General features: G+C 42.8%; 16 protein-coding genes, 1 pseudogene and 1 riboswitch. Of the genes and pseudogenes, 15 read left to right on the top strand and 2 right to left on the bottom strand.

Going from position 1 to position 19372, the window contains the following annotated elements:
* Nucleotides 1-49: 49 nt before the first annotated feature.
* The 15 genes and pseudogenes from AC1DIV_RS23250 to AC1DIV_RS23180 all read left to right on the top strand — a co-directional run bounded on the left by AC1DIV_RS23250 (nucleotide 50) and on the right by AC1DIV_RS23180 (nucleotide 18097).
* On the top strand, nucleotides 50-1675 hold the full coding sequence (locus AC1DIV_RS23250; protein WP_477577474.1) for an amidohydrolase: 1626 nt from the start codon (nucleotides 50-52) through the stop codon (nucleotides 1673-1675).
* A 285-nt stretch (nucleotides 1676-1960) separates the two neighbouring features.
* Nucleotides 1961-3132, top strand: a pseudogene (locus AC1DIV_RS23245) (M20 family metallopeptidase).
* Between the two features lie 401 nt (nucleotides 3133-3533).
* Complete coding sequence (locus AC1DIV_RS23240) at nucleotides 3534-4214, top strand: DUF975 family protein (protein ID WP_477577472.1); 681 nt, start codon at nucleotides 3534-3536, stop codon at nucleotides 4212-4214.
* Between the two features lie 441 nt (nucleotides 4215-4655).
* Nucleotides 4656-4835, top strand: a complete 180-nt coding sequence (locus AC1DIV_RS23235; protein WP_034309467.1) for a hypothetical protein — start codon at nucleotides 4656-4658, stop codon at nucleotides 4833-4835.
* A gap of 599 nt (nucleotides 4836-5434) precedes the next feature.
* Nucleotides 5435-6670 (top strand): cytochrome P450, encoded by a 1236-nt coding sequence (locus AC1DIV_RS23230; RefSeq protein ID WP_477577500.1) that lies wholly within the window; start codon nucleotides 5435-5437, stop codon nucleotides 6668-6670.
* Between the two features lie 304 nt (nucleotides 6671-6974).
* Complete coding sequence (locus AC1DIV_RS23225; protein ID WP_134783547.1) at nucleotides 6975-7625, top strand: phosphatase PAP2 family protein; 651 nt, start codon at nucleotides 6975-6977, stop codon at nucleotides 7623-7625.
* A gap of 83 nt (nucleotides 7626-7708) precedes the next feature.
* Nucleotides 7709-8320: a DedA family protein gene (locus AC1DIV_RS23220; RefSeq protein WP_034309462.1), complete on the top strand. Its 612-nt coding sequence runs from the start codon at nucleotides 7709-7711 to the stop codon at nucleotides 8318-8320.
* 178 nt (nucleotides 8321-8498) lie between these two features.
* Nucleotides 8499-10136, top strand: coding sequence for a spore germination protein (locus tag AC1DIV_RS23215; RefSeq protein WP_477577470.1), 1638 nt, complete (start codon nucleotides 8499-8501; stop codon nucleotides 10134-10136).
* Nucleotides 10126-11352, top strand: coding sequence for a Ger(x)C family spore germination protein (locus AC1DIV_RS23210; RefSeq protein ID WP_340877286.1), 1227 nt, complete (start codon nucleotides 10126-10128; stop codon nucleotides 11350-11352). The genes AC1DIV_RS23215 and AC1DIV_RS23210 overlap by 11 nt, the downstream gene beginning before the upstream one ends.
* Before the next feature lie 21 nt (nucleotides 11353-11373).
* Nucleotides 11374-12513, top strand: coding sequence for a GerAB/ArcD/ProY family transporter (locus tag AC1DIV_RS23205; RefSeq protein WP_477577469.1), 1140 nt, complete (start codon nucleotides 11374-11376; stop codon nucleotides 12511-12513).
* The gene (locus AC1DIV_RS23200) at nucleotides 12510-12740 is read left to right on the top strand and encodes a YczF family membrane protein (RefSeq protein ID WP_477577467.1); all 231 of its coding nucleotides are present in this window, start codon (nucleotides 12510-12512) and stop codon (nucleotides 12738-12740) included. Before AC1DIV_RS23205 ends, AC1DIV_RS23200 begins: the two co-directional genes overlap by 4 nt.
* A 169-nt stretch (nucleotides 12741-12909) precedes the next feature.
* Nucleotides 12910-16119 carry a DEAD/DEAH box helicase gene (locus AC1DIV_RS23195; RefSeq protein ID WP_477577465.1) on the top strand — a complete coding sequence of 1070 codons (3210 nt, stop codon included), beginning with the start codon at nucleotides 12910-12912 and terminating at the stop codon, nucleotides 16117-16119.
* Between the two features lie 416 nt (nucleotides 16120-16535).
* Nucleotides 16536-17018 carry a DUF2975 domain-containing protein gene (locus AC1DIV_RS23190; protein ID WP_063594496.1) on the top strand — a complete coding sequence of 161 codons (483 nt, stop codon included), beginning with the start codon at nucleotides 16536-16538 and terminating at the stop codon, nucleotides 17016-17018.
* A gap of 10 nt (nucleotides 17019-17028) precedes the next feature.
* Nucleotides 17029-17259: a helix-turn-helix domain-containing protein gene (locus AC1DIV_RS23185; protein WP_477577463.1), complete on the top strand. Its 231-nt coding sequence runs from the start codon at nucleotides 17029-17031 to the stop codon at nucleotides 17257-17259.
* Nucleotides 17260-17305: 46 nt separating this feature from the next.
* Nucleotides 17306-18097, top strand: a complete 792-nt coding sequence (locus AC1DIV_RS23180) for a DUF817 domain-containing protein (protein WP_477577498.1) — start codon at nucleotides 17306-17308, stop codon at nucleotides 18095-18097.
* A gap of 80 nt (nucleotides 18098-18177) precedes the next feature.
* On the opposite strand, the gene AC1DIV_RS23175 is transcribed toward AC1DIV_RS23180, so the two are convergent.
* Nucleotides 18178-18492 carry a DMT family transporter gene (locus AC1DIV_RS23175; protein ID WP_034309447.1) on the bottom strand — a complete coding sequence of 105 codons (315 nt, stop codon included), beginning with the start codon at nucleotides 18490-18492 and terminating at the stop codon, nucleotides 18178-18180.
* The gene (locus AC1DIV_RS23170; protein WP_063594494.1) at nucleotides 18492-18833 is read right to left on the bottom strand and encodes a DMT family transporter; all 342 of its coding nucleotides are present in this window, start codon (nucleotides 18831-18833) and stop codon (nucleotides 18492-18494) included. Before AC1DIV_RS23170 ends, AC1DIV_RS23175 begins: the two co-directional genes overlap by 1 nt.
* Before the next feature lie 72 nt (nucleotides 18834-18905).
* Nucleotides 18906-19006: riboswitch (guanidine-I (ykkC/yxkD leader) on the bottom strand.
* Nucleotides 19007-19372 lie beyond the last annotated feature (366 nt).

Below are 19372 nucleotides of genomic sequence, written 5' to 3'. Positions count from 1 at the left end.
GTTTCCACGTTCATCATGTTGGATTTTACTTAATAAGGAGAGGGAAAGTATGAACGCGAATAAACGAAATATGAATGTTATTTATATAAATGGAAAAATATTCACTTCGAATCCAAAACAACCATATGCAAGTGCCATGGTTGTTCGTAATGGACGCATCGAGTGGGTTGGAGAACAGTCAGAGACAGATCGAATGAATGGGGAACGGATCGACCTTCTAGGGCGGCGGGTGCTTCCCGGACTCATTGATGCACATCTTCATCCGCTATTTTTAGCTAAGGCAGCCAAGCAAATTCCATGTATGCCCCCTGTCGTTGAATCGATTGAGGATTTGATCAAAGCCGTTCGTGAACAATGTGAATCCCGGAATTCAGGGGATTGGATTGAAAGCTGGGGATATGATGAAGGGAAATTGACGGAAGGACGGTCCCCTTCCCGCCATGATCTGGATAGGGCGACGACAGAAATCCCTGTTGTCATAACCCGGACCTGCGGCCATATAATTGCCGTGAACAGCAAGGCATTGGAATTGGCGGGGATCACAAAGGACACGCCAAATCCAGCAGGAGGGGAGATTGACAGGGATTCGGAAGGGGAGCCGACCGGAATATTACGGGAAAATGCAAAAGAACTGGTCAATAAAGTGATGCCGGTTCAAACATTCGAAGAAGAAACAGATACTCTCGCCGAACTGAGTCCCAAATTATTATCACATGGGATAACGGCAATCACTGAGCTCCTGGCAAGGACCCAGCCGATCGATTACTTGGATATGTATAGGGAAGCAAGCAAAAAGGGCCTCAAGCAACGTACCGTTTTATACTATATTTGGGAAGATATGAAGAAGGATATGATCCTGGATAAGGATAAAACAAACAGGGAAAGCCAGAATCATATAGGCGGGGTCAAGTTATTCTCGGATGGCAGCGTGTCGGGGCAAACGGCGTGGGTCGATCCGCCGTTTTTAGGAGAAGAAAAGAACCATGGCATCCAGATGACATCAGAGGCAGAGTTGTTAAGTGCAGCTGAGGCAGCCAGGAAAAACACTATTCAATTGGTCATACATGCCATGGGGGAGCAAGCGATCGATATGATCGTGAATACCTTTTACGGAAAAACGGGATGGATCACGGATGGTCCATCGATAAGGATCGAACATGCTGCCATGCCTACAAAGCAAGCACTTCAGCGTGCAGCTGAAACGGGTATCGCTTTTGTTCCACAACCAATCTTTTTATATGCCGAAATCGAAAGCTACCTTAAAAATCTAGGTGCAGAACGTTTGAAGCAAACCTACCCCATCCAATCCATGTTGGAAGCAGGCATTAAACTGGCATTCTCTTCCGATGCACCTGCAACGGCATGGGTCGATCCGGTCAATCCGTTCGTTGGAATCAAGGCAGCCGTCACGCGAATTGCCTATGACGGTACGGACACCGGTCAGGATCAGCGTGTAGATGTACCCACCGCGATTACACTTTACACACGGGCCGCTCAGGAGATAACGAGAATCCCGGATGTCGGGCAGCTCACTCCGGGCTATCATGCAGACTTCATTGTGCTTGACCAAGATATATTGGCGATCAGGCCGGAGGAAATCGATAGGATTACAGTGGAAGAAACTTATATGGGCGGTTCTTTGGTTTATCAAAAAGAAACGGCGATAAATAAATAGAAGATATAGGGACGAAAAGGGGCAGATTTCCTTTTCGTCCCTTTCAATTCCTTGGTGCGGATGTTCCACGATAGTAAAAAAAATTTTACGCTAGAGCGTAAAAAAATTTACACTTCCGTGCTGGGAAGTCTTGGAAGTGATGTTGCTGTTTGAGAGTATAAGGCGCAAATCCTGTTTTTCAAGGAGCGGGAATTCTTAATTTACAGAAAATTAATAATTGGCACATACCTTGCTGGTTTACTAGATAGATAGATTTTATAGTTCATATTTGAGGAGGAAATGGTCATGCAAAGTTTGAAGTTATATCCGGAAATAAAAGGTGTAAGAGAAGATGTGATTGCTTGGCGGCGTCATCTTCACCAGCATCCGGAATTATCTTATCAAGAAGAGAAGACATCGCAATTCGTATACGAAACCCTGTTGTCATTTGGAAACCTGGAAGTTACACGTCCGACAAAATACAGTGTGATGGCCCGCTTGATTGGCTCCCAACCGGGGAAAACATTGGGTATCCGTGCAGATATGGATGCGCTGCCGATCGAGGAAGAGAATTCTTTCAATTTTAAATCCCGAACACCTGGTGTCATGCATGCTTGCGGTCATGATGGTCATACGGCGATGCTTCTTGGTACGGCGAAAATCCTTTCCTGAAAGATGGCCTGAAAGGTGAAGTTCGCTTCTTTTTTCAGCATGCCGAAGAGTATTTTCCTGGTGGAGCGCAGGAAATGGTCGATGCAGGCGTAATGGAAGGTGTGGATATCGTGATTGGGGCCCATCTCATGTCCACCTTTGAAATCGGGAAAGTTGGCATCGTGTATGGACCGATGATGGCTGCGCCAGATGGTTTTTTTCTGACCATTAAAGGAAAGGGAGGCCATGGTTCGGCTCCCCATGAAACGATTGACAGCATCGCGATTGGTGCCCAGGTCGTTACGAATCTTCAATATATCGTGTCCCGCAATACAGATCCGCTGGACAACTTGCTTCTTTCCATCGGAAAGTTCGTTGGAGGGGAAGCGGCCAATGTCATTGCAAACTCTGTAGAGATTAGCGGGACGGTTCGAAGTTTTGATTTGAAATTCCGTGAATCCATGCCAATTCTTATGGAAAGGGTCATTAAAGGCATTACGGAAGCACATGGTGCCTCGTATGAATTTAACTATCTAACTGGATATCGCCCAGTCATAAATGACAATGAAGTCACTAAGCTCATTGAAGAAACTGTCCTTGAAGTTTATGGAGAACAAGCTGTCGACCATCAAAAACCGACGATGGGGGCTGAGGACTTTTCGGCTTTCCAACAGAAGGCCCCTAGCAATTATTTCTTGATAGGAGCTGGGAAAAAGGAAAAGGGAGTAACCTATCCCCACCATCATCCGCGTTTTAATTTTGACGAAGATGCCATGGAATACGGTGTTAACATTTTTCTCCATGCTGTTCGAAAGATTTTGGGATAGGGCCTGATCTACCTGGGAAAAGGAAAAAAGAACTAGATTAACATAAGGACTTTTAACCAAGATAAATACATGCTCCTTCGCTGGCCATACGTCTTAACAGGGGATGGTTCCGCGAAGGTATTTTTGATTTGGAAGGGCATATTGTCTTATTCCCGTTCATAAACTTTTACAAGCCAGTACCAAGGCAAGAAAGGAGTGGATCATGGTTGCTCGAAACCGGTTGACTCTATCCGTGTGCGCTTTCTAGGAATTTAAGCCCACGACTAGGAGCTAGTATGTTAAAATACAAATTGAGATTTATACATCAAATAAATAGTGGTTTTTCTGAATCTATCCATATTTACAATAAAAAAGAAAACATTCAGAATTCCGCCATTTAAAAGAAGGGAGTTAATCAGAGTATGAGAATCTCAGAATTAAAGAGGAAAGCCCTTCAGTCGTTGGGAGGTAAATGGGGAGTAACTGTTTCGCTTATGTTGCTGTTATTCTTGATCAACCTCATTTTTCCTTTAATTGTCGAAGTGATCGGAAGCGGTGGGTTTTCAGAATGGCTCATGCAGGAAGAAACACCGTTATGGTCTGATATCTTCAGCATGGTCTTTTCCATTGCCTTAATCCCGCTTACCATTTCAACCACTTGGTTCTACCTGAATTTAGTTAGGGAAGGGAATCCTGGCATTCCGGAAGTGTTCGCTATCTATAAAGATGGAAAAACCTCTTTCAAGCTTATTGGGGCATCCATCTTACAAGCAATTTTCATTTTTTTATGGTCATTATTATTAATCATTCCGGGTATCATCAAGGCCATCGCTTATTCGCAGCAGTTTTTCCTATTGAAGGATCATCCTGAATACACGGTGCTTGAAGCCATTACAGAGAGCAAAAAAAGAATGAAGGGCTTGAAATGGAAGTATTTCCTTATGCACCTAAGTTTCATCGGGTGGGGCATCCTTTGCATGTTCACGCTGGGAATTGGTTTACTATGGTTGATTCCTTATGCAGGAACAACAACGGCTGCATTCTATGAAGAATTGATTGTGCCTCAAAGTGATATTGACGATGATCAACAAATAGAGGGATAAAAGATGAACCGATAGCATATGGCTATCGGTTTCAGACTGTAGACAAACTCGATTTTAATCGAGTTTGTCTATAGTTTTTTTATGGCATGTACAATTTGGACGTTGATTTACGCTCCAGGCACTCGCTTTCCACGAGCCTCCTCGGCTTGCGCCTGCGGGGTCTCCCTAGACGCGCTTTTCCCGCAGGAGTCTTGCACCTTCCTCTCCAATCAGCTTTGTTATAAAAATTAGTTAGAAACCATACCTGATGAGTTGAAGGTGTTGGTTTGGGAACATCATTTGATAAAAGTCACGTTTTCCGAACCCCTTTTGTCTACAAACTGCAATCAGTAGCAAAAGGCTATCGGTTTTTTATTCCCGTTTCTCCTTAAAAAGGTTAAATTGTTCATTTTGCCTGGTGTATAATAGAATATTGAGAATGCCATTTAGGGGGATTACATAGTGAGTGGGTATAATATTGCGGATCTGGTATACCAATTGTTTTGCCTTTTATTTCTAATCCTGATCATCGTTGGGACCGTATCCCTTTTCCGTTCCATCAAGCACCGTAAAACCAGACTGGATATCATGGAAAAGAAAATGGATGATTTGCATGAACTGATTAAAAGGGGAAAAAATTGACGGCGGCATCGTGCAGGCGTTCAAACTGCAGGTAAACTCGAAGAAAAGCGAGTTTGCCTGCAGTTTTTTTATTTAATCAGCTTGATTTCAGAAATAATATTTTTATTTTAAATCATGGTTATCACCTGTAATAGCTTGATGGGCATTCGGCAGGAAAGCATTCCGAACCCTATGTTGTCGCAGTTTTTATTATTTGAAAAACGTTCCAATCAACGTGATCCACAAACTCAGGTAAGTACAAAAAATTTATACTGAAATAACGTAGTGAAAAGCACTCTTTCCGAATTTGGAAAAAGAGGATTGGATTTTAGCATCGATTGAGAGACATAAAAAAATAAAAAAAGAAAGGGAATTGTAAAAAATAAGCAGTTTTACATAGGGGTGTCGGGATTGTGGGGCAAATTTCATGTAAGGCCGCTGGTATGGAAGATGCATGGTTTGTTGCGGTGTTTTACCCTATAATGGAATAGATGTGTATTTAAGGATTTGGTGAAAAAGTCTATCAGGAATGCTCGGCCCTATAACAAATCGACGGAGATGGAGAATGCTTCACATTCGGTCCTTTTGTTAGGTACTTTTGAGAAGTGGGAGGAGTCGGTATCATGAAAGAAGTTATTGCAGTAAAAGAAATTACTAGGTTTAAAACAAGGACGGAGGAATTTAGCCCGTACGCTTGGTGTAAAAGGATGTTAGAAAATGACCCTGTGAGTTATCACGAAGGAACGGATACGTGGAATGTTTTTAAATATGAAGATGTGAAGCGGGTTCTCAGTGATTATAAACATTTTTCAAGTGTTCGGAAACGGACGACGATTTCGGTTGGAACGGATAGTGAGGAAGGTTCTGTGCCTGAAAAGATCCAAATCACTGAATCGGATCCACCTGATCATAGAAAACGCCGTTCACTGCTGGCAGCAGCATTCACACCTAGAAGTCTTCAAAACTGGGAACCTCGCATTCAGGAAATTGCAGATGAATTGATTGGACAAATGGATGGTGGAACGGAAATCGATATTGTGGCATCATTGGCGAGTCCGCTTCCGATCATTGTCATGGCCGATTTGATGGGGGTTCCCTCGAAAGATCGTTTATTGTTTAAGAAATGGGTGGATACCTTATTCCTTCCTTTTGATAGAGAAAAACAAGAAGAAGTAGATAAATTGAAGCAAGTGGCAGCAAAAGAATACTATCAGTATTTGTATCCGATTGTTGTGCAAAAACGATTGAACCCGGCGGATGATATCATCTCAGATCTATTGAAGTCGGAAGTGGATGGGGAAATGTTTACGGATGATGAGGTTGTCCGGACGACCATGCTGATTTTAGGTGCAGGAGTCGAGACAACCAGTCATTTATTGGCCAATAGCTTTTATTCGCTGCTATATGATGACAGAGAAGTTTATCAAGAGTTACATGAAAACCTGGATTTAGTTCCGCAGGCGGTCGAGGAAATGCTCCGTTTCCGATTCAATCTTATTAAATTGGATCGCACTGTAAAGCAAGATAACGATCTATTGGGAGTGGAATTGAAAGAAGGGGATAGCGTGGTTGTTTGGATGAGTGCAGCTAATATGGACGAAGAGATGTTTGAAGACCCCTTCACACTTAATATCCACCGCCCTAATAATAAGAAACATCTCACATTCGGTAATGGCCCTCATTTCTGCCTCGGAGCGCCGCTAGCCAGGCTGGAAGCGAAGATTGCGCTAACTGCATTCCTGAAGAAATTCAAGCATATTGAAGCGGTGCCATCGTTCCAGTTAGAAGAGAATCTTACCGATTCAGCGACAGGGCAAACTTTGACATCACTACCGCTTAAGGCAAGCCGCATGTAAAAAATGAAAGACCTTGTGCCCTAACCTGCATAAGGTTTTTTTCTTTTTGCATGTTGAATGGTATGCGTTAAATATGTTCCTGTCACTCCTTGAAACGTTTGGCAGGAAATCTTATAGTAACCTGAAGTTGAGGTGACAATGTCGAATAGAGTAGTATGATAAAGTAGAAAATTTTGTGCCTAGGCATGTTCCTCGAATTAGGTTGGCGGGCGATGAAGCAATTACACCCACCATGCAATGAAGAAGATATGATAAAATAGAAATTTCCAGATGAAACAGTTTTAATAAGTGAAAGGATGTTATTATGAAATTAAAGCAGCAATTAACCATTGCCTTTATAATAAGTGTACTTTCTTTAATCGGGTTCAGTTTCATGGCATTTACCATAAGTGCAAATGAATACCTGAAATTTGATGAAGATGTGATTTCCTTGGTGCAGGGATGGGAGTCCCCTCTGCTGACGGACATCATGAAGTTCTTTACTTACATAGGTTCAACCGCTTCACTGATCATCCTTTCCTTGGTCATTTTGTTTTTCTTATATAGGGTTTTGAAGCATCGTTTGGAACTAGTCTTATTCACTGCAGTCATGGTGGGTTCACCTCTTCTCAATTTGATGGTTAAGCTATTCTTTCAACGCGCCCGGCCTGATTTACATCGACTCATCGATATAGGGGGATACAGTTTCCCTAGTGGACATGCCATGAATGCATTTTCTTTATACGGTATTCTTACATTTTTGCTATGGCGTCACATTACGGCTAGGTGGGCAAGGATTCTATTGATTCTGTTCAGCATGTTGATGATCCTCTCGATAGGTATTAGCCGAATATACTTGGGGGTCCATTATCCTAGTGATATCATTGCCGGATATTTGGCGGGTGGTTGTTGGATTGCGATTTCCATCTGGTTTTTCCAAAGGTATCAAGACCGGCGGAAGAACAAAGATCGTTAATAAAGGGAGCAAGGTTATTGCAAGATAAGCAGCCGGCAGGTAGCAAGCCAGCTGTTGATTCAAGAAAGTTAGGAGCGTATTAAATGGAAAACTGGATTACGGAATTCATGAATGATTTTGGGTATATGGGAATCTTTCTATTAATAGCATTGGAAAATATTTTCCCGCCGATCCCGTCTGAGGTCATTCTTACTTTTGGCGGTTACATGACAACAAAAGCGGATATGACGATTATCGGTGTCGTGATCGCTTCGACCCTAGGGTCTGTGGCAGGGGCAGTCGTCCTTTATGGAATTGGTTTACTTCTTGATGTGAAGGTCATTGAAAGGTTCGTGGAAAGATGGGGCCATATTCTTCGGTTAACGGTATCGGACGTCCATAAGGCGAATTCATGGTTTGACAAATATGGGTCATGGACCGTGTTTTTCTGCAGGCTGGTTCCGCTGATCAGAAGTTTGATCTCGATTCCAGCAGGGATGTCCCATATGAGCTTTTGGCTCTTCCTGCTTTACACAACATCCGGAACATTAATTTGGAACATCATCTTGGTGAATATCGGGGCAGCTGTTGGCTCTTCGTGGGAAGATATTGTAGGGTACATGGACATTTATTCAAACATCGTATATGCGATACTGGCCTTGCTATTGATCGCTTTCGTTGTTTTGATTTTTAGAAGGAATAAAGGCAAAGTATAATCTCAGTTTAGTTGATTGGGCCGGTATCATCGGCATTCATTCCCTAACCGAATATGACCATTAAAGGCTGTCATTGCGACAGCCTTTTTCTTATTGGAGGAAGAAAACTGAACCCAGAATAAAGGGGGAGTGCTTTGGACAAAATGAGTGAAACGAAAAAGGAATGAGGTTCGGTGCTATGGCTTCTTTTTTCAAACAAAAGAGACAAGTGAAGCAACGTGAAAAGAAAAAGGAAGATGAAAGTCAATCCAAAAGCAAAACGCCTGATTATATTGAAAGTTCCCTTTCTGCCAATCTGGAAATCGTGAAGAAAAAGACGGGAAAAAGTCCCGACATCATTATCCGAACGTTGAAAATCGGGCAAAACCCGGAGATAAAAACAACTATTTTGTATGTGCAGGGTCTGATTGATAATCCTAGCGTTACGGACTTTATAATTGAATCAATCATGAAAAATCCTCACCTGTCAAAAAACATACTTCCACAAGAAGCATTGGATATTATCTCTGAGGACGTAGTCTCCCTCGGTGGGGTAGAAACCGTCACGGACTGGGAAAAACTATTTTTGTCATTATTATCAGGGGACAGCATCATTTTTGTTGATGGAGTAAACACCGCCCTGGTTGCCAGTACAAGAGGAGGAGAGAAGCGCTCGATTCAGGAACCAAGCACGCATTTGACTGTCCGGGGATCGAGAGAAGGGTTTACGGAATCGAATGGAACGAACATCGCCATGTTACGCCGCATCATCAATACACCGGATTTATGGATAGAGTCGATGAAAATAGGCACGGTGACAAAAACGGACGTTTCCATCATGTATATAAATGGAATTGTCAAGGAAGGGATTGTCGAGGAGGTCAAGAAGCGCTTAAATCGAATTAACATCGATAGCATTCTTGAATCAGGATATATTGAACAATTGATAGAAGACCAGGTCATGACCCCATTCCCAACCCTTAACCATACAGAAAGACCGGATATGGTTGCGGGAAATCTTCTGGAAGGAAGAGTGGCGATATTCGTTAATGGAACGCCTTTCGTCTTGGTGGCCCCGGCAATATTCGTACAGTTTTTTCAATCTGTCGAAGACTACTATAATCGCTTTGACATTGCTTCAGCGACACGTTTTTTACGAATCATCGTTTTCATCATCTCGATAGTCGGACCGGCTGTCTATGTTGCAGCCACGACTTTTCATCAGGAAATGATTCCAACTAAGCTGCTGGTCATTGTAGCGGCCCAAAGGGAAACGGTTCCTTTGCCTGCCGTCGTTGAAGCGATTCTTATGGAAATGACCTTTGAAATATTACGGGAAGCAAGTCTTCGGATGCCAAAGGCCGTTGGTTCGACGATGTCCATTGTCGGAGCATTGGTCATCGGGCAGGCGGCCGTCCAGGCTGGTATCGTATCGCCGGCAATGGTCATCATTGTCTCGATCACGGCGATTGCCAGTTTTGCAACCCCTTCTTATGCCATAGCAATTTCTGCCCGCATTGTGCGGTTCGGATTCATCATTTGTGCCGGCACTTTAGGTTTTTATGGGATGATTTTAGCCTTTATCATTCTCATCGTCCATTTATGCAGCCTCCGTTCACTTGGAGTTCCTTATATGACACCGCTCGCCCCTCTGAATCCTGAAGGGTTGGGCGACACATTCTTCAGAAGACCTATGTGGGCCTTTAAGGAAAGGCCAAAATTATTAACCAACGAAAGTAATCTGATAAGGGAAGGCGAAAATCAAAGACCATTGCCTCCTGAATCACGCGGAATGAAAACTTCTGACGAGAAAAAAGGTGAAGGCAATGAATCGTAAAAGATTAGTCCTGCTCTTGATGATGTTGATCGCCACCACATTCACTACTGGCTGCTGGGATAAAACAGAGTTAAACGAAATGGCCATCGTCTCGGCGGTCGGACTCGATAGAAATAAAGAGGGAAAGATTGTGGGAACATTCCAAATCATTAATCCAGGTAATGTGGCGGGAGCTCTTCAGGGCGGCGGCGGAACGAATCCACCGATATCCATTTATAGGGCCGCTGGAAATAATATACTTGAACTGGATAGTATCGCTTCAACGAAAATCTCCCGAGATATGTATTTTGCCCATGCCAACCTGGTTGTCATCGGTGAGGAACTAGCAAAGGAAGAGGGCCTCAACGATATTTTCGATGCATTTGAGCGCTCACCGGAATTCAGGGCAACTACGAGGATTGTGATTGCCCGGGGTGTGAAAGCAAGGGATATTGTCGAAACGTTAACTGCAATCGATAAGGTATCTGCTGAAAAAGTCATTAGGACGATTGAAACCACTGAAAAAACCCAAGGGAAAAGTATTAGCATCAATCTCCAAGAGGTGATCAAGAATCTGCTTAGTACCGGAAAAGAACCAATAATAAGCGGTTTTACCGTGAAAGGCAACACAGGTAAAGAGGATAAAATGGAGAATACCATGTCTTCGGATATTGAGGCAAACCCTAATGCAGCGGGAATTGGTGTTTTTAAAGATGGCAAATTGATTGACTGGCTGGACGGTGATAAGGCAATAGGATCAATGTGGGTATTGGATAGGATCGAAAATACCTATTTAAACCTTGATTGGGAGGGTAAAAAAAACGCAATCACCTATTCAGTAATTCGCCAAAAAACCAACGTCGGGGCAAAATTGGTAAACGGCAAACCGAAAATAACGATAAATGTCCGTGCAGAGGGAGATATCCGGGAGGTGAATGTTCCCTTGAACCTAACCGATATGCATGTTCTGATAGATATTGAAAAGAAGTTAGCGAAGGATTTGAAGAAGGAGATGGAAGAAGCAATCGTTCGGGCACAAAAAAATAAATCCGATATATTTGGCTTTGGGGAGCTCATGCACGAATCCCATCCGAAAGAATGGAAGAAACTAGAGAAAAACTGGGACGACGATACTTTTCCTAAACTGGAAGTAGATGTGCAGGTAGAAACTTTCATTCGCCGTACCGGATTACGTAATAAGCCATTTCTTTCAAATTTAAAAAAGAAAGATCAATAATGGAAAGGAAGTGGCATCCTCATGGAAAAGGCAAAAATCAGCGGTTACCAGCTGTTCGTCCTTATTTTCCTGTTTGAAATGGGCAGTGCACTTTTGGTTCCGCTTGCAGGTGAAGCCAAGCAGGCTGCTTGGCTAGTCATCCTTATTGCGATGATAGGCGGATTTTTATTATTTTTCATTTATTATGGCCTTTTTCAATACTACCCTGAGCAGCTATTAACAGAGTTTGTAAAACATATATTGGGGAATTTTCTAGGCAGGATCGTAGCTTTTCTATACATCCTTTATTTCATCTATCTTTCTGCAAGGGTGCTGAGGGATTTCGGAGATACGCTGCTTACTTTTGCCTATCCTCATATTCCGTTATTTGTTGCGAACGCTGCATTCATTTTAGTCGTGGTGTATACGGTCCGTAAAGGGATAGAAGTATTGACGAGGACGGGGGAACTATTCTTTGTCTTGGAGAATTTACTTTTAATGACTTTCATGCTTCTGATTATTGCTTCCGGCATGATCCATTTAAACAACTTAAAACCCATTTTTGAAATGGGCGGGACAGAGATGGTGAAAATGGGTTTCACTAAAACCGTATTTTTTCCATTTGGCGAGATCATAGTGTTTTTAATGATTTTTCCTTATTTGAATGAACCTCAGCGACTGAAAAAAATTGGGATAGGGAGCTTGGCGACAAGCGGTATTTTTCTCGCGATAATAATGGCTGTGAATATTGCTGTACTTGGTGTGGACCTTACGACACGTTCGCAATACCCTCTTCTTACCCTTATTCAGTCAATAGAGGTCGCTGGCTTTCTTGAACGTCTCGATGTGTACTTTCTGTTTTTGTTGATGATTGGCGGGTTCATCAAGATATGTGTATTTACTTATGTAGCGGTAACGGGTACGGCGAATGTTTTCAATGTTAAACAGCCCTCCAGACTTGCATACCCTGTTGGCATCGTCATTTTATTGATTTCAATTATTATTTCAAGCAGCTATACGGAACATATCCATGAAGGGCTAGATGCTGTACCAAATTACGTCCATCTGCCATTTCAGGTGATCATTCCGTTGCTTCTCTTGATGATTGCCTTTTTTAAGAATCGAAAAAAAAGGAAAGGCCAGCACCAAAATAAGTTCCAAGGCGGAGTTGATCAAAAATGAAATTCTTCGGTATAACTGTTTTGATACTGTTTCCTTTAGTGGCCTTTTCTTTAGGTATGGATATTCTATTGGGATTTGATCTGGATAGTTCAATCAAGCATGCCATTAACCCATTTTTGGTGAAGGACCCCGCTGAACTTATCCTTTTTATCATTCTTGTTGTACTCCTTCTGTTCAGCTTCTTTTATCGAAAAAAAAAGAAAGGCAACACGAAAGGACAACAATGAAGTTGCAATTTCCTTTGTTGAAATAGAGATGAACTCCGAATGGGGAGTTTGTCTTTTTGCTTTTTTACAACCCTGTAAACCCATTTCATAGTATGATGTTAAAATGAGCTTATTTTTCAGCGGAATGTAAAATCACTCAACCAAAAAACCCCGGGAGGAGGACGGCAATTTGGATATCAAATTAAATCAAAAAATCATAAAAGACATGTGCGGGGCCGTCTCCTTTAAAAGAGGGGAAGCTTTTCATCGTGCCAATAAAGTGACATTTGAAAGCTATCGTCATGATGGTTGTGAAGCATCGGTTAGAGGCAAGGAAGACTTCCATGTCACGATTGAAGTGGATGCAGTCGGCGGATTTCAGACGAAATGCAGCTGTCCTGTGCTAGTTTCCTTCCCTAGGGATTGCCAGCATATTGCAGCCGTCCTGCTGTCGGTATACGACCATCAGCGAGATGGAACGATTCCTGAAGGCCTGCATACAGCCGGTTCTGATGCTACAGCCCATGAGAAGTTGTCAGAGGGCTTGCTGACCCTTTTTAATAATCAGCCTGTACGCAAAAGCGGTCATCAGCGCCATTTTGAAAAAAGAAAGATGCTTGAAGCGGAATTTACGTGTAAACCAGTATGGATGGGCATGGAACAATATATGTTAGGACTGGAAATGAAAATCGGTTCTCTCAATGTGTCGAATGTCCGGGATTTCCTGAAGCGAGTTAAAGAAGGAAAGCCTGCCCAAGTGTCCCCTTCATTTATATATGACCCGGTGCTGCATTGTTTTCAGAATGAAAATGATTCCGTGCTTCAGGAACTCATTACAGTGATATCGGATGAAAAAGTCTACGTGGACGCCCTGACGGATAAATCTGAATATACATTGGACGATCACTTATTACTTTTGCCTCCATCTTCTTTCCGAAGGCTTGTCCCCATCCTTGAAGCGGCGCCAATGGTGAAGCTTGCCTATGGCGGCCTTGCATTCAATGGCTTTCGTGTAGCAAACGGACCGCTTCCTTTACAGTTTGACTTTACCGAAAGCGAGGTCAAAGGTTATCATTTGAATATTAAAAGGCTGCACGAGATGATCGTCATGAATGCATACACATTGGTCCTATTTGAGGGGAAATTGGTTCAGCTCGAAAATGAGGATTTCAAACGCCTTTCAGAGTTAAAGCAAATGATGGAGGATTCGGGGATGAATCAAATTCCAATCCATCATGACCAGCTGGAATTATTCCTGGACAAAGTGGTACCAGGTTTGAAAAGACTCGGTGAAGTCCATATAGCAAGATCCATCACCGAATTGTTTTTGAAGACACCGCTGGTTGCAAAGCTATACTTGGATCGAGTGAAAAACAGGCTGCTTGCCGGGCTGGAATTTCATTATGAAAATATCGTGATCAACCCTTTGGAAAAACAGGAATCCAAGGTTATGAGGGATGTTGAGAAAGAGGCGGAGATAATAAAGCTGATGGAGGATAGCCAGTTTGCCAAGACGGAAGGCGGCTATTTCTTGCATAACGAAGAGTTGGAGTATGAGTTCTTGTACCATATCGTTCCTAAACTCCAGAAGCTGGTACAAATCTATGCCACGACCGCTGTAAGGAACCGAATTTCCCGTGGAAATGCTGCACCGCGCATTAGGGTGAAAATTAAAAAAGAGCGTACTAATTGGCTCGAATTCAAATTTGAAATGGATAATATCCCAGATAAACAAATACGTGAGGTCTTAGCCGCGCTTGAAGAAAAAAGAAAATACTATCGTTTAAGGAATGGATCGCTGCTTTCCCTTGAAACAAGGGAATACGAGGAAATCAATCGTTTTCTGAATGCACTGCCCGTACAGGATGAAGACCTGGAAAGCACACTGAACATGCCCATCATAAAAGGACTCCAGCTCCTTGACTCCGTTAATGATGGCCAGACATTCACGATGGAAGAATCATTCCGGCAGTTTTTGGATAACATCAGGAATCCGGGTGCCTTGGAGTTCACGGTGCCAAATAGTCTGGACCCGATTTTGCGCGAGTATCAAAAAAACGGCTACAAATGGATGAAAATCCTTGCACAATACGGTTTTGGCGGGATTCTTGCTGATGATATGGGTCTGGGAAAAACACTGCAAAGCATCACGTTCATTTTATCCGAGCTACCTGACATCCGTAAGAAAAGGGTTCCGGCGCTAATTGTCTGCCCATCATCATTGACCTACAATTGGCTGAGTGAATTCACTAAATTCGCTCCTGATATACAAGCCGTCGTCGTGGATGGAGACAAGACGGAAAGGACGAAGCTGCTTAAAGAAATGAAGGACATGGATGTAGTGATCACTTCTTATCCATTGCTTCGGAAAGACATCAAGTCGTTTGAAAAAGAGGACTTCCATACGGTGTTTTTCGATGAGGCACAGGCTTTTAAGAACCCGATGACACAAACGGCACGAGCGGCCAAGAAGATAAAAGCGGCACATCGCTTCGCGTTGACTGGTACGCCCATCGAGAATTCACTAGAAGAACTCTGGTCCCTTTTCCACGTCGTATTCCCTGAACTATTCATGGGGTTAAAGGAGTATAGCAACCTCTCAAGGAAGCAGATTTCCCGCAGGATCCGTCCATTTTTGCTGCGGAGAATGAAAGAGGACGTACTAGGGGAATTACCGGAAAAAATCGAGTCGCTGGAATCGATGGAACTGCTTCCCGATCAGAAGAAACTGTACGGAGCCTATCTGGCCAAGCTGCGGCATGATACGCTGAAACACCTGGACAAGGACACCCTCCGCAAAAATCGGATCAGGATCCTTGCTGGCTTGACCCGGCTTCGGCAAATATGCTGTCACCCCGCCTTGTTTGTGGACGGATATAAAGGCAGTTCAGCAAAATATGAGCAACTGATGCAAATTGTCGAAGATTCGAAGCATTCTGGAAGACGTGTGCTGATTTTCTCGCAATTTACAAAAATCCTTACAATTATCGGCAGGGATTTGGCCATGAAAGGACAACCCTTTTTCTACCTGGATGGACAAACCCCATCAAAGGAACGTGTGGAAATCTGCAATCGGTTTAATGCAGGAGAACGGGATATATTCCTCATTTCGTTGAAAGCGGGCGGTACGGGTCTCAATCTGACCGGTGCCGATACAGTCATTCTATATGACCTTTGGTGGAATCCGGCAGTTGAAGAACAAGCCGCGGACCGTGCCCATCGAATGGGGCAGAAAAATGAGGTTCAAGTCATCAAGCTTATTGCCCGTGGGACAATCGAAGAAAAAATGAATGAACTCCAAGAGAAAAAGAGACATCTTATTGAAGAAATCATCGACCCTGGAGACAAGTCGTCATCTGCACTTACAGAAGAGGATATCAGGGAAATCCTGATGATATAAGGGTTTAGCCGAAGGTAATAAATAAATAGTTCAGTTATGGAGCATTCCTTTGTAAAGAGGAATGCTTTTTTATTTTTAAGGCACTTTTCGTAAAGATTGTTGTTTTTAAAACGAAACTATTTAAGGTTGATTGGAGTGCGAGACTCCTGCGGGAGCAGCGGGACAGGTGAGACCCCACAGGCGTTTACGCCGAGGAGGCTCACCGCCCGCCCCGCGGAAAGCGAGCATCTGGAGTGGAAATCAACCACAACTCACTACCTGGTAAATAGCAATAAAGTATGTGAAAACAGCCATTTTTAAAAAGAATAGGATATTTCATTAACAATAATAATATAATAAAAAACAACAATGTTTTATTGTAAAACGATAAAACGTGTGTTAAATTAAATGGACAATAAATAAGTGAGGTGCTTTTTATGAAACTAGGAACAACACTCTTTTTAAAGATGGCTGTTATTCTTATTGGAATTCCAGTTCTTGCTTTGTGCATCTTCGTGGTGCCTGGAATAGCGAATTTTGCAGCAGAATTATATCCGGATATGGCTTATTTGAAATATCTCGTTTTAATCGACTTGTATGCATCGGCGATACCTTTTTACTTTGCTCTGTATCAAGCCTTTAAACTTTTAAGCTATATTGACAAGAACAAAGCTTTCTCGGAATTATCAGTAAGAGCCTTAAAGACTATAAAAAATTGTGCAATCACAATAAGCAGCTTATATGTGGCAGGCATGCCGCTCTTTTATCTCATGGCGGAAAGGGACGACGCCCCAGGTATCATATTAATCGGAATGGTCGTTATTTTTGCTTCAATGGTGATTGCAGTCTTTGCTGCTGTTCTTCAAAGGCTTTTACAAGAAGCCATCGATATAAAATCAGAAAATGACTTAATGGTCTGAGGTGAATAACTTGGCAATTATAATCAATATTGATGTGATGTTGGCTAAAAGGAAAATGAGTGTTACAGAACTTTCCGAGAGGGTTGGAATAACGATGGCTAATCTTTCCATATTGAAAAATGGCAAGGCAAAAGCGATTCGATTAACAACTTTAGATGCGATTTGTAAGGCTTTAGAATGCCAACCCGGGGATATTTTAGAATACCGAAATGATGAAGGCACTCAAGATTATGATTTATAAAGGGGAGTTACTCATGAATGTAGATAAAAAAATGGAGGCACCAATCATGAGAGCATTAAAACAACTCGTTCGTTTTGGTTGGGAGCAGGCCCTATCATGCTTGTTTCCGGCCGTTATTTTTGCCTCTTTGGCTATTACAAAATTCATTCCGCTTCCCTTTCTGCCGCGGTATGACTGGCTGCTCATCATCTGCCTTCTAATGCAGTGGTGGATGCTGCGTTTCGGGCTTGAAACACGGGATGAACTAAAGGTCATCACCTTGTTCCACCTTATTGGTCTTGCCCTTGAACTTTTCAAAGTACATATGGGCTCCTGGACTTATCCAGAGGAAGGATACTTCAAGTTATTTGGAGTGCCTTTGTATAGCGGATTCATGTACGCAAGTGTAGCGAGTTATCTTTGCCAGGCGTGGAGGAGGTTAAAGGTTGAACTGATCAAGTGGCCGCCGTTTTTGGTCGTTGTATCTCTTGCGCTTGCGATTTATTTGAATTTTTTCACTCACCATTATTGGATGGATGTTCGTTGGTGGCTATCTGGACTTGTCATCATCGTCTTTTGGCGAGCATGGGTCACATACGAAGTTGGTGGAACCCGTTATCGTATGCCAATCGCATTTTCTTTTGTGCTCATCGGATTTTTCATATGGATTGCCGAAAATATCGCAACGTTCTTTGGAGCTTGGGAATATCCGAACCAAACCGATGCATGGAGTCTCGTACATCTAGGAAAGGTAAGCTCATGGCTCTTACTAGTGATTGTCAGCTTTCTTATAGTAGCGACGTTAAAACAGGTTAAGGGGAAAGATTCCGCTGTGATGGATGAGGGTCAATTTTTATAAGATAATTATTCAAGTTAGATAAAAATAAGTATAGACGACACATTGTGTCGTCTTTGATTTTCTATGCTTTTATGTCATTCCTATGAAACAAGTTTTAATCCCACTGCTGCGCCAAGGACCATGGCTATAAAAACGACCCTGCGCCAATCTTTGGATTCCCCGTATAAGAGCATCCCGATTATCGCTCCGCCTGATGCGCCGATTCCTGTCCAGATTGCGTAAGCCGTTCCCATCGGCAAGGTTTTCATGGCATAAGCAAGAAACAGGAAACTTGCTCCAAATCCGATGAATAACAGCAGCAAGGATTGCCAATTTCGGTCTTTGTGCAATTTATTGATCATCGCAACCCCAAACATCTCAAAAAGCCCCGCTAAGATTAAAGAGACCCAAGCCATTATGATTCATCCCCTTTCTCAGCCTTATCATCCGTCACTAGCTTCAAGCCGATCACCCCTGATAATAAGAGGAGGATCAATAGCGTTTTGCTCAGCTTGAAGGATTCCCCAAAGAAAAGGATTTCGGAAAAAACGGTCCCAGCAGTCCCCATGCCGACAAAAACGGCATATACCGTTCCGACAGGAAGCTTCCTGCCAGCCATTATCATCAAGTAAAAACTGATGATGATCGAAATGACCGTTCCAGTCCAAGTCCAAAAGTCATCCGCATGTTTTAGGCCAATCACCCAAAATACTTCAAAAAAAGCTGCAATGAATACTTTAATCCAGTTTGTGCTCATGAAATAACGCACCTCCGATTTTATTCTTTACCAAAAAAGCAAAAAAAGCCCAAGAGATAACTGTTAAACAGTTTCTCCCAGGCTTTTATCCTTCCGTGACACAGCATGCTGTGAGTTTTCTCTCGGACCAGACCAGCAATGAGACGCACTGCGGAACCCTAGAAAACCTTTGACATATGCAATTACCTTTCATTATACATACTTTTTGAACTTACTCAAGGTAAAAGTTTTGCCAGCTGCCATGCCGATTTTTCCCTAATATCCGCATATGTCCCGTAACGTTTGCAGCTTTCATCTGAATACAGCGACCCATTTCGAACTCTACCGGACTATATTCAAATTGGAAGGAAAGCCTGTTTTCCTATAGTTTTTTTTATTTGGCTCCTTTCGTAAAGATTGTTGTTTTTAAAACGAAACTATTTAAGGTTGATTGGAGCGGAAGTGCGAGACTCCTGCGGGAGCAGCGGGACAGGTGAGACCCCACAGGCGTTTACGCCGAGGAGGCTCACCGCCCGCCCCGCGGAAAGCGAGCATCTGGA

Source organism: Peribacillus sp. 05N428, from assembly GCF_056397085.1.
This window is presented reverse-complemented; position numbering and strand designations above follow the sequence as displayed.